The sequence below is a fragment of the Frankia gtarii genome, assembly GCF_025403375.1.
GTDB lineage: Bacteria > Actinomycetota > Actinomycetes > Frankiales > Frankiaceae > Frankia > Frankia gtarii.
Genome location: NZ_JAMPTM010000211.1, coordinates 1 through 11,578, shown reverse-complemented (window position 1 = coordinate 11,578; position 11,578 = coordinate 1). Strand labels below are relative to the sequence as shown.

The window sequence follows — 11,578 nt, the reverse complement described above, 5'->3', positions numbered from 1 at the left end:
CGTGCAGACCGCGCCCGCCCCGCTGCCCCCGACGGACGTCCCCACCTGGGAACGGCTGGGCGCCGACCCGGTGGCCGACGAGTTCGTCGAGTACCTGCGTCCCACGACGTCCACGCCGGAGCACGCCGAACTCACCGCCGCCGCCCGCGACCTCGCCGCCCGCCATGGGCCGCGGGAGTTCATCCCCGCCGTCGGCGACTGGGTGCGCGAGCGCCTCGCCTACCGCCGCGGCACCACCGGCGTGCACACCTCGGCGGTGGAGGCGTGGCGGCGCGGGGAGGGCGTCTGCCAGGACTTCGCGCACCTCGCCCTGGTTCTGATGCGGGCGGCGGGCATGCCGGCGCGCTACGTCTCCGGTTACCAGCACCCCTGCGCCACCGCGGAGGTCGGCGAGACCGTCGAGGGCCAGTCGCACGCCTGGGTGGAGGGCTGGCTCGGCGGATGGTGGGGTTTCGACCCGACCAACGCGGTCCCCGCCGGCGAGCAGCACGTGGTCGTCGCCCGCGGCCGCGACTACAACGACGTCCCGCCTGTGCGCGGCGTCTACTCCGGCGGCAGCTCCACCTCCCTCGGCGTCACCGTGGCCGTGACCCGCCTGGCCTGACCCCCGCCTGGCCTGACCCCCGGTGAGGACGGTGCCCGGTGAGGACGGTGCCCCGGGAGGACGGCACCGTAGTCTGGACGGCATGAGCATCGCCGCGTCGTGATCGGATGATGTCCCGCCCCGGTGGCGTTTCCACCGTCGTCCGTAGCCGTCTGACGTCAACCGCGTCGCCAGGAAGCCCGAAAGAGGCCCAACCTCGATGATCATTGTGTCCGAGCTCGAACTGCGCGCCGGAGCCCGCACCCTGATCGAGCCCGTCTCCTTCCGGGTGCAGCAGGGCGATCGGATCGGTCTGGTCGGGCGTAACGGTGCGGGTAAGACGACCCTGCTGAAGGTGCTGGCCCGCGAGGGCATGCCGTTCGCCGGCGGTGTCGACGTCCGCGGTGAGCTGGGCTACCTGCCGCAGGATCCGCGCGCCGGCGACCCGACGGACACCGCCCGCGACCGGGTGTTGTCAGCCCGTGGCCTCGATGTCCTGCTTCGTGAGATGGAGAAGCTGCAGCTGGAGATGGCTGAGCTGGTCGACGTGAAGGCGCGGGACGCGGCGATTCGCCGGTACGGCAGCCTGGAGGAGCGCTTCGGCACTCTCGGCGGGTACGCCGCGGAGGCGGAGGCGGCCCGGATCTGCTCCTCGCTGGGTCTGGCCGACCGGGTGCTCGCCCAGCCCATCGGCACGCTGTCCGGCGGGCAGCGCCGCCGGGTGGAGCTGGCCCGCATCCTGTTCGCCGGATCCGGCAGCTCGGATGCGACGCTGCTGCTCGACGAGCCGACGAACCACCTCGACGCCGACTCCATCAGCTGGCTGCGCGACTTCCTGCGCGCGCACAACGGCGGCCTCGTCGTCGTCAGCCACGACGTCGACCTGCTCGACCGGTGCGTCAACAAGGTCTTCTACCTCGACGCCAACCGCGCCGCCCTCGACGTCTACAACGTCAACTGGAAGACCTACCTCAACCAGCGGGAGCTCGACGAGCGGCGCCGCCGCCGGGAACGCGCCAACGCCGAGAAGAAGATCGACTCGCTGAAGGCGCAGGCCGACAAGATGCGGGCGAAGGCGACGAAGGCCCGCGCCGCCCACCAGATGGACCGCCGCGCCGAGCGGCTGGCCGCCGGGCTCGCCGAGACCCGCGTCGCCGACCGGGTGGCGAAGCTGCGTTTCCCGGACCCCGCGCCCTGCGGGCGCACCCCGCTGACCGCCACCGGACTGTCGAAGTCCTACGGTTCGCTGGAGGTGTTCACCGACGTCGACCTGGCGATCGACCGGGGGTCCCGGGTGGTCGTCCTCGGGCTCAACGGTGCCGGCAAGACGACGCTGCTGCGCATGCTCGCCGGTCAGGAGCGGCCGGACACCGGCGAGGTGCATCCGGGGCACGGCCTGCGGCTGGGCTACTACGCGCAGGAGCACGAGACGTTGGACACCGACCGTTCCGTGCTGGACAACATGCGGGCTGCGGCGCCGGGCACCTCCGACGTGGAGCTGCGGCGCATTCTCGGCGCGTTCCTGTTCAGCGGCGACACCGTCGAGCAGCGTGCGCAGACCCTCTCCGGCGGCGAGAAGACCCGCCTGGCGTTGGCCGGGCTGGTGTGCAGCTCGGCGAACGTGCTGCTGCTCGACGAGCCGACGAACAACCTCGACCCCGCCTCCCGCGACGAGGTCCTCGCCGCGCTGAGCACCTACAAGGGCTCGGTGGTGCTCGTCACACACGACCCGGGTGCGGTCGAGGCGCTCAGCCCGGAGAAGGTGCTGATGCTGCCCGACGGCGTCGAGGACAACTGGTCACCCGATCTCCTGGAGCTCATCACGCTGGCCTGACGCCGCCACCCGGGGCGGTGGCGTCGCGTCGTCGGGTGGGCGGCGCTGCGTCGCGTGCCGACCCGCCGCGTGGCCGGCCGGCTCGACTTGTAAGACTGGGGCATCGGGCCGGAGGGGACACCGGCGACGATGCTCGGCGGCGCGGTGGCAGGCCGAGACTGCGTCCGCCTAGCCGTCGGGACGGAAGTGGAGAGTCTTTGTGAGTACGCAGGGCGGCACCAAGGCGGTTCTGGCGGCGCTGGCCGCCAACCTGGGAATCGCGGTGACGAAGTTCGTGGCGTTCCTGCTCACGCAGTCGTCGTCGATGCTCGCCGAATCCATTCACTCGGTCGCCGACTCCGGTAACCAGGGTCTGCTGCTGCTCGGCCAGCGCAAGTCGGGCAGCCCGCCCGACGAGGAGCACCCCTTCGGGTACGGCCGCGCGCGGTACATCGCCGCGTTCCTCGTCGGCATCGTGCTGTTCAGCGTCGGTGGGCTGTTCTCCACCTACGAGGGTGTCGAGAAGCTGCGCCACCCGCACGAGCTGGACAGCGGCCTGATCGCCGTGATCATCCTGCTGGTCGCCGTCGTGCTGGAGTCGTACTCGCTGTCCACCGCGGTACGCGAGGCGAGCAAGACCAGGGGCGAGCGCTCCTGGTGGCAGTTCATCCGGGAGGCGCGCGCGCCGGAGCTGCCGATCGTCCTGCTCGAGGACCTGGCCGCCGAGCTGGGGCTGATCTTCGCCCTGCTCGGCGTCGGGCTGACCCTGCTGCTCGACGACCCGATCTGGGACGGCGCCGGCACCCTGGCCATCGGCATTCTGCTGCTCGTCGTCGCGGTGCTCGTCGCGACCGAGGCGTACGGCATGCTCGTCGGGGAGGCGGCGACCCCGCAGGCCGTCGCGACGATCCGCGGTACGTTGGCCGCCACGCCCGGTGTGACAAAGGTCATCCACCTGCGGACCCTGCACCTGGGCCCGGACGAGCTGCTGGTCGCCGCCAAGATCGGGATAGCGCCGACGGCGACGATGCGGGAGGTCGCCGCGACCATCGACGGCGCCGAGGAGGCGCTGCGGGCGTCCCTGGCGGTTCCGATGCGGATCTTCCTGGAGCCGGACATTCCCCGCGACGCGCTGCCCCGACCGTCCGCGAGTGGTGCCGAGGCGACCTCCGCGCCCGCCTGACGCGCCCGGTTCGGCTGGGTCCCGGGCGCTCCCGGACGCAGGTCAGGCCGGCGGACCGCCGAGGCAGAGCCGCAGGCCGAGGGCTCCGATTGCGCTCAGTGACACGAGGATGACGGGCAGGCTGCCGGCCTGCAACCGGTCGCCAGGCCGGGCCGGCCGGGGTCGGGGCGCCACCGCCGCGACCAGCAGCCAGGGGAACACCGGCAGCCAGGTCCGCTCGGTCCCGCCCTCGGCAAGGCCGAGGGTCACGGCAAACAGCATGGTGGCGGTGGCGCCGACCAGGAACGGCCAGCCCGGCGTCAGGCGCAGCCGGCGTGCCGCCCGCACGGCGAGGGGGCCGGTGGCGAGGACCACGACGGTCAGGTCCAGGAAGATCCAGGCCAGTGCGGCTCCCGCCGACGGCCGCGGCGCACTGGCCAGGGCCAACCCGTCCGGCCAGGAGAAGCCCCAGGCGTAGAACAGCCACAGCGGCAGCAGCGCGCCGAGCCCGGTGATGACGTTGAGCAGCGGCCGGCGCCGGACGAAGTAGGCGGCCGCGACCGCCACCCCCAGCCACACCGGGGCGTAACCGAACAGCGCCGCCAGGCCCAGCAGCAGCCCGCTCGCCAGCGCCCACCAGACCGACCGGCGCTGCGGTTCGCAGCCGATCACGCCGATGGCGACGGCCAGCGCGGCGAGGGCGGCGGTGACGGCATCCGGGGAGGCCGCCATCCAGACACTCCACGGAGCCAGAACGAGGACGGGAACCAGCCGGCGGGCCGCGGTCTCATGGCACAGCGAGCGCACCGCGACGCACACGACCGGGACGGTCAGCGCGCCGAGCGCGGTGAACAGCACGCCGATCGGCACGGCGCCGTGCAGCCCCGCCCGGGTGAGCAGCCAGGTGGCGAGCACCGGCCCCGGCGGGTGCGCCGGCAGCACGGCGACCGAGCCGGCGGCGGCGTGCGGCGTCGTCGAGGTGTAGGCGGCGAGCTGTCCGAGCGGGTCGTCGCCGACCGCGCCGGCCGCCGCGAGCAGGTCCGCGGGTGCCCGCAGGCCGGCGGTGAGATCCCCGGGTGTGACCAGGGCGAGCGCGAGGCTGAACGCCAACGAGCCCAGGTAGCCCAGCAGCAGCAGGACACTCCAGGGCAGCCGGAACGCCGCCGACCATGGTGGCCGGATGGTCGAGGCCCACCAGGCCGTGAGCGCGACCACGGTCACGGCGACCGTGAGTGGGACCGCGACGAGCGGGTCCAGGCGCGGTGCCCAGCCGTCGTGCCACGGGGGCTGCGGGCAGCCGAGGCTGATGTCGGTGCCGGCCAGCAGGGCGGTGCCGGCGAGCCCGAAGGCGACCAGGGCCAGCCAGATCCCGGCCTCGGCGAGTTCCGTCCGCACCGTCGGTCCGAGGTTGGCGGCGAGCGTGCCGGCCCGGGGCTGCATCCGCCGCCGCGCGATCGCCGGGACGCGCACCCGCTCGGATGCGTCGCGGCTGACGTTCACGGCCTGGCCCTGACGGTCGCCGAGTCTCGGGACCTACCCGGCGCCGAGCCGGCGATCACCACTTCACGGGCCACCCCTGCACGGTAACGAGTCCTGCGCCGGCCGAAGCCCAGAGCCGATCGGCGCGACGGTGCCGGCTGCGCGAGCCCGGGTGCGGATGGCCGCCGCGGGGCGGGCGCGCACCGCGCCGCGGCGGTCTCCCGGCCGGCCGTGACAGCGGACGGCCGCCGCGGGGTGTGAGTAATCAGTCGGTTTGATCTGCGGCGTTAGCGGTCCGTCGGCGGGCTCTGTACAGTGATCGACTGTTGGTTGTACCTGCGGTATTGCGTTGAGGGAAGATCGCCGATCATGCGGGTGACGATGTTCGCGGCGACGCGCCGTTGCTGCTGTTAGGCCGTGCGCATGGGATTGGGGACACTGGTCACCGTGCATGGTCGGTCGTGGATGCCTGGCGTGCGAGCGGGCGGGTGCGACCCGGGTCATGCCGGCCTTGGCGTCGGCGTGGAGATGAAAGCGCGAGCGCGCGGTCACGTACCGACGCGCCGCGTGTGATGGATCACATCTGCTTCGAGTGGCGCGTTCACTCGAGCTGAGTGAAGATCGGTTCGCAGATCATCGAACACGGAGGGGGCCACGTTGGCCGAGCTTAGGAAAGGAACCCGGATCACCGGCGCCGAGCGGGACAAGCTCGCTGCCGAACTTCGGAAGAAGTACGAAGGTGGGCAGAGCATTCGTCTGCTCGCCGAGTCCTCTGGTCGTTCGTACGGTTTCGTCCACCGGATCCTGTCGGAGTCCGGTACGACCCTGCGCGGCCGTGGCGGTGCGACCCGGGGCACCAAGAAGAAGAGCGCCTGATCATGGCGGTGCCGGCCGCCGCCACATCGGCGGCGGCCGGACTACGGGTGGAGGTCGTCGGACCTGTCGCGACCATCCGACTCTCCGGATCCGGTGATCCCGGGTCACTGGGGGGCCTCGGTTCCGCCCTTGATGACGCCCAGCGACGAATGGGCGGCGACGTCCGGGTCGCCGTCGTCCGCCTGGGCGGCCAGGTCCCGCCGGCCGCGGACACCGCGCCGCGTCTGGCGGGTCTGAACAAGCAGGCACCGCTCTCGCCGTCGCCCGCATGGGCCGATCCGGGCGCCCTGACCGGAGGGTACCGGGTCTGGCGGGACGCGCTCGAACGGCTCACCGCGCAAGCGAACCTGATCAGCGTCGCAGTGGTGGCGGACGTTGCCGAGGATGTGGGTACGGCCGTCGCCGTCGCCTGCGACCTGCGGATTTTCACCACAGAAGCTGGTTTGCGCCCGGTCTGGGCGCGCGGCGGCCTGCTGCCCGGGGCGGGTTCGCTGACCCGGCTGGCCGAGCTTCTCGGCTGGTCCCGCGCCCTCGACCTGTGCCTGACCGGGCGGCCGCTCGGCGCGTCCGAGGCCGCCGGCCTCGGGCTGGCTCAGCGGGTGGTGCCCCGCCCGCGGCTCGACGATGAGGTCGCCGCCGTGGTCGAGGGCCTGCTCGCCACCTCCCCTGCCGTTACGGCTGAGGTCAAGGCGCTCCTGCGCGGCGCCCGTGTGGTCGGCCGATCCGCGGTTGCGATGCGGGCCGCGGCGGGTGCCGACTCCCGCGGCGTTGCCGATGCGGAGGGCGAGGCCTGGGAACGTACGGTCATGGATCTGCTGGACGCCTCGCGAGGCGCCGCCGCGGGCTGATTCGATCCCGGCCGGGCCCGTCGGCGGGAATGACCGCAACCCGCCGTCCGCTTACATGCTTACAGTGCAAGTGACGGTGTCGGGAGGCATGATGCGGCCGAGTCCGGACAGTCGGGCGTTGATGCGATCCGCCCTGCGGGACCGGTCGGCGGCGAAGACCTCGCTGCGGCCGGGGACGGTGCGCCGGATCGCGGCCTTCGCGCGGCCCTGGCGGGGCCAGTTGATCTGGTTCCTCGGGCTCATCGCGGTCAGCGCCGCACTCGGCGCGGTCGTCCCGTTGATCCTCAAGGAAATCATCGACGGCGGGATCGAGCATCACCGGGTGGGCTACGTCGAGCTGCTGGCGGGGGTCGTCGCCGCGCTGGCCTTCCTCGACACCGGCCTGTCCCTCGCCCAGCGCTGGTTCTCGGCCCGTATCGGCGAGGGCCTGATCTACGAGATGCGCAGCCAGATCTTCCAGCACGTGCAACGCCAGCCGCTGGCGTTCTTCACCCGCACCCAGACCGGGGCGCTCACCAGCCGGTTGAACAACGACGTGCTCGGCGCACAGTCGGCGTTCACGAACACACTGTCCTCAGTGCTGTCGAATGTGCTCTCCGCCGGGTTCGTACTCGCCGCGATGCTCGTGTTGTCATGGCAGATCACCGTCGTGTCATTGGTGTTACTACCGGTTTTCATCCTTCCCGCCCGTGCGTTCGCGCCACGGCTCGCCCGACTGACCCGGGAACGTTACGAACTGAACGCGGACATGAACAACACCATGACCGAGCGATTCAACGTGTCGGGCGCGATGCTGGCCCAGCTCTACGGGTCCCCCGAACGCGAAGAGGTCAACTTCCGCGGTCGGGCGGGGCGGGTACGCGACATCGGGGTCACCCAGGCCATGTATGGCCGGATATTCTTCGCCTCGCTCAGCCTCGTCGCCTCGCTGGCGACCGCGATCGTCTACGGCGTCGGCGGCCGTCTCGCGGCCCGGGGAGACCTGGAGGTCGGCACCCTCGTCGCGCTCACCGCGTATCTCGGCCGGCTGTACGGACCGCTCACCCAGCTGTCGAACGTGCACGTCGACGTCATGAGCGCGATGGTGTCATTCGAGCGCGTCTTCGAGGTTCTCGATCTCGCACCGGCGATCGTCGACAGGACCGATGCCGTCGATCTGCCGGCAGGCGCGGCGGCCGTCGAGTTCGATCACGTCGGATTCCGGTATCCCGCGGCCGACGAGGTTTCCCTGGCCTCGCTGGAATCCGTTGCAGTCCTCGACACCAGGGTTCCGGCGCCGGTGCTGCACGACATCACCTTCCGGGCGGAGCCCGGTCAGATGATCGCACTGGTCGGGCCGTCCGGGGCCGGCAAGACGACGATCAGCCAGCTGATCCCGCGGATGTACGACGTCCGCTCCGGCGCCGTCCGGGTCGGCGGGCACGACGTGCGCGACCTGAGCCTGCGCTCGCTGCGCGCCGCGGTCGGCGTGGTCACCCAGGACGCCCACCTGTTCCACGACACGGTGCGGGCGAACCTGGCCTTCGCCCGGCCGGACGCCACCGATGACCAGATGTGGTCAGCGCTGGACGCCGCGCAGGTAGGGGAGCTGGTGCGCGCGCTGCCGGACGGGCTGAACACGGTCGTCGGCGACCGCGGGCACCGGCTGTCCGGCGGGGAGAAGCAGCGGCTGGCGATCGCCCGGCTGCTGCTGCGCGCGCCAGGCATCGTCGTGCTGGACGAGGCGACCGCGCACCTCGACAGCGAGTCCGAAGCCGCGGTGCAGCAGGCCCTGAGCGCCGCGCTGGCCGGCCGCACCTCGCTGGTGATCGCGCACCGGCTGTCCACCGTGCGGGAGGCCGACCGCATCCTCGTCGTTGCCGACGGACGCATCGTGCAGAGCGGCACCCACGACGAGTTGCTGGCGCGCGGCGGGCTGTATGCCGAGCTGTACCGGACCCAGTTCCGTCCCGCCACGGCGCCCGCCACGGCGCCCGCCGACGACGCGACCGCGGTCCCCGCCTGAGCCCGGACCGGGGTTCGCCGAGCCGCGAACGCGGGTCACGCCCGGACCGGGGGAGGCGGCGGGGTAGACCGTTCGGTCAGGTGCCGGGTTCCACCGAAGGTGGCGGCGGAGAATCGTGGGCGGCGGTCCGCGCGGACGGCTGCCCGGGAGGCGCCTGCGCGGCGACGGGACCGGGTTCGGGGGTGGTGGTGACCTCGACCACGGCGATGTCGATGTCACCGGACGGGTGACGGTGAATAGCGGGATTTCGATTCATGCCGACTCCGGGGGTGCTCGACCGTGTCATACCGACTTCCGCGTCCGGGTGGAGCGGCTCCCAGGAACGTCGGCACCCTTGCCGTCTTTCCCGTATCACGCGCGCCGAGGGACGGGTGTGGCGCGGGTGACGAGACGGACGGTACGCCGTCAGGCGACCACGCGCAGCATGTACCGGATCGACCTGATCTGACTACTACCGGGTGAGCGACTCGCCTCTCTCGGCGGCCCCCGTGTGCAATGACCGACGATCAGTACTTAGGCTTTGTCTGTGCCACGTAGAGCCAAGATTGTTTGTACCCTCGGCCCGGCCACCAGCTCGCCAGAGAAGGTCCGGGCCCTCGTCGACGCCGGAATGGACATTGCCCGCCTAAACTTCTCCCACGGAACACACGAACAGCACGCCGTCACCTACGCCCGGGTGCGGGAGGCGGCCGAGGCCGCCGAGCGCAACGTCGGCATCCTCGCCGACCTGCAGGGCCCGAAGATCCGCCTGGGCACCTTCGCCGACGGCGGCGTCACCCTGCTGCCGGGTCAGCGGTTCACCGTCACCATCCGGGACGTGCCCGGTGACCAGCACCAGGTCGGCACCACCTACTCCGGCCTGCCGGCCGACGTCTCGGCCGGCGACCGCATCCTCGTCGACGACGGCCGGCTCGTCCTGCAGATCGACGGCGTCACCGACACCGACGTGCACACCACCGTCGTCGTCGGCGGGCCGGTCAGCGACCACAAGGGGATGAACATCCCCGGGGCCGCGCTCACCGTGCCGGCGCTGAGCGAGAAGGACGCCGACGACCTGCGCTACGCCCTCGAACTCGGGGTCGACATGATCGCGCTGTCCTTCGTGCGCAGCGCCGCCGACGCCAAGTCCGTGCACGCGATCATGGATGAGGTCGGGACCCGTGTCCCCGTCCACGCCAAGATCGAGAAGCCGCAGGCGGTCGCCGCTCTGGACGGCATCATCGAAGCGTTCGACGGTCTGATGATCGCCCGTGGCGACCTCGGCGTCGAGCTGCCCCTCGAGGACGTGCCGCTGGTGCAGAAGCACGCCGTCAGCCAGGCACGGGAACGGGCGAAGCCCGTGATCGTCGCCACCCAGGTGCTCGAGTCCATGGTCAGCGCGCCACGGCCGACGCGTGCCGAGGCCAGCGACTGCGCGAACGCGGTCCTCGACGGCGCCGACGCGATCATGCTCTCGGCCGAGACGAGCGTCGGGGCCTACCCGATCGAGTCGGTGTCCACCATGGCGCGGATCATCGAGACGGCCGAGGCTGACCTCGGGCGGATCCCGCCGCTGCGCACCGAGCCGCGGACCCTCGGCGGGGCGATCGCTCAGGCGGCCGCCTCCGTCGGACACGCCGTCGGCGCCCGTTACCTCGTCGCCCACACTCTCAGCGGCGACACGGCCCGCCGGCTGGCCCGGTACCGCAGCGAGGTCCCGGTACTGGCCTTCACTCCCATCCCCGCCGTGCGCAACCAGATGGCGCTGTTCTGGGGCGTGGAGACCTTCCTCGTGCCGTTCGCGGAGAGCACCGACGAGATGGTCCGCCAGGTCGACACCGCCCTGCTCCAGATCGGCCGGTGCCAGCCCGGTGAGCTTGTGGTCGTCGTGGCCGGAACGCCGCCGGGCGTGGCCGGCATGACCAACATGATGCGGGTCCACCGCATCGGCGAGGCGGTCTGACGGCCGCACCGTGCAGTGCCGACGTGCCGCGTCGTGCCGCGTCATGACCTGACGTGACCTGACCTGACGCCTGACCGGCGGGCGGTTGCCGCGGGGCCCCACCCGCGCCGACCGGCGGTCGGGCGCCCCGCCACCTCGAGCGGACGCCGACCCCGGGCCACCCGACATCGTGAGTCGGATGCGGGTGGCGGGCCTGGCGTCCGAGCCCGCCCCGGGCCACGGCGATGGAGCTCGGGGGAGGGGCTCCCGCGCGGGCGCCGACACCGCCCGTGCAGCGATCCACCGTGCCCGCCCGACACACTCCCGGCGGCTGTCATGATGATGCCGGTCGCGTCCCAACCCGCCGACCGGGAGCGCGGCGGATCCCGCCGGCGCGGGTCCGGATCGATCGGGTGGCAGCCTGTCGGACAAGGGCGCACGTCAGGGAGTGGTTGCATGGTCGAGCAGGGGAGCGGGCCGGACGATCCGGCGCCCGCAGGCACGCCGACAGCCGACCCGGGCCCGGCCGGCCCCGGGTCGGGTTCTCAGACCCCTGGCCAGTCCCAGACCGCCGCGCCCGCGGGTCGGGTCGTTTCGGGGCCACCCGCCCGTCCAGCCTCCGCCTCGCCCGCCAGCGCCCGTGCCTCCGCGCTCCCGGCGAGCGCGTCCTCGTCTGGTGCCGCCGGGTCCTCCGGTGGCAGGTCCGGTGCCGGTGGTCGCCCTGAAGGGTCCCGTTCTCCGGCGGCGGCGCGTCCCGCCGAGGCTGGACGCGTCCCGATCCGCCCGCCGCTCGCCCCCATCCGGTCCCAGCCGGCCAGCGCCACGCCGGCGCGAGAGGATTCGCCCTCCGGTCGTGACACCCGTGGACCTGGCGGCGGCCCAAGCCCCGTC

At 72.4% G+C, this 11,578-nt stretch carries 9 protein-coding genes; 7 read left to right on the top strand and 2 right to left on the bottom strand.

What is annotated here, in order from left to right; all coding sequences use genetic code 11:
* The 3 genes from NBZ83_RS23925 to NBZ83_RS23915 form a co-directional block, all read left to right on the top strand.
* On the top strand, positions 1 to 604 hold a 604-nt coding region (locus tag NBZ83_RS23925), incomplete at its 5' end, for a transglutaminase-like domain-containing protein (protein ID WP_261575840.1).
* Positions 605 to 803: 199 nt separating this feature from the next.
* Positions 804 to 2,417, top strand: a complete 1,614-nt coding sequence (locus NBZ83_RS23920; RefSeq protein WP_261570566.1) for an ABC-F family ATP-binding cassette domain-containing protein — start codon at positions 804 to 806, stop codon at positions 2,415 to 2,417.
* Between the two features lie 199 nt (positions 2,418 to 2,616).
* A complete protein-coding gene (locus NBZ83_RS23915) occupies positions 2,617 to 3,579 on the top strand; it encodes a cation diffusion facilitator family transporter (RefSeq protein WP_261570565.1) in 963 nt (320 codons plus the stop codon).
* A gap of 42 nt (positions 3,580 to 3,621) precedes the next feature.
* Here the strand turns inward: NBZ83_RS23915 and NBZ83_RS23910 are convergent, their stop codons facing one another.
* Positions 3,622 to 5,058, bottom strand: coding sequence for a hypothetical protein (locus NBZ83_RS23910; RefSeq protein WP_261570564.1), 1,437 nt, complete (start codon positions 5,056 to 5,058; stop codon positions 3,622 to 3,624).
* 636 nt (positions 5,059 to 5,694) lie between these two features.
* Between NBZ83_RS23910 and NBZ83_RS23905 the strand changes: the two genes are divergently transcribed.
* The 3 genes from NBZ83_RS23905 (at position 5,695) to NBZ83_RS23895 (ending at position 8,766) form a co-directional block, all read left to right on the top strand.
* Positions 5,695 to 5,913, top strand: coding sequence for a helix-turn-helix domain-containing protein (locus tag NBZ83_RS23905; protein ID WP_009399485.1), 219 nt, complete (start codon positions 5,695 to 5,697; stop codon positions 5,911 to 5,913).
* A 2-nt stretch (positions 5,914 to 5,915) separates the two neighbouring features.
* Complete coding sequence (locus NBZ83_RS23900; protein ID WP_261570563.1) at positions 5,916 to 6,761, top strand: enoyl-CoA hydratase/isomerase family protein; 846 nt, start codon at positions 5,916 to 5,918, stop codon at positions 6,759 to 6,761.
* Between the two features lie 91 nt (positions 6,762 to 6,852).
* On the top strand, positions 6,853 to 8,766 hold the full coding sequence (locus NBZ83_RS23895; RefSeq protein ID WP_261570562.1) for an ABC transporter ATP-binding protein: 1,914 nt from the start codon (positions 6,853 to 6,855) through the stop codon (positions 8,764 to 8,766).
* A gap of 76 nt (positions 8,767 to 8,842) precedes the next feature.
* Here NBZ83_RS23895 and NBZ83_RS23890 read toward each other — a convergent pair whose 3' ends face one another.
* A complete protein-coding gene (locus tag NBZ83_RS23890) occupies positions 8,843 to 9,022 on the bottom strand; it encodes a hypothetical protein (protein ID WP_261570561.1) in 180 nt (59 codons plus the stop codon).
* 270 nt (positions 9,023 to 9,292) lie between these two features.
* Between NBZ83_RS23890 and pyk the strand changes: the two genes are divergently transcribed.
* Complete coding sequence (pyk, locus tag NBZ83_RS23885) at positions 9,293 to 10,708, top strand: pyruvate kinase (protein ID WP_261570560.1); 1,416 nt, start codon at positions 9,293 to 9,295, stop codon at positions 10,706 to 10,708.
* Positions 10,709 to 11,578 lie beyond the last annotated feature (870 nt).

Excerpts from the sequence above, each read along its gene's own strand:
- NBZ83_RS23920 (WP_261570566.1), top strand. The coding sequence starts at position 804 with ATGATCATTGTGTCCGAGCTCGAACTGCGCGCCGGAGCCCGCACCCTG.
- NBZ83_RS23900 (WP_261570563.1), top strand. The coding sequence starts at position 5,916 with ATGGCGGTGCCGGCCGCCGCCACATCGGCGGCGGCCGGACTACGGGTG.
- NBZ83_RS23895 (WP_261570562.1), top strand. The coding sequence starts at position 6,853 with ATGCGGCCGAGTCCGGACAGTCGGGCGTTGATGCGATCCGCCCTGCGG.
- NBZ83_RS23890 (WP_261570561.1), bottom strand. The coding sequence starts at position 9,022 with ATGAATCGAAATCCCGCTATTCACCGTCACCCGTCCGGTGACATCGAC.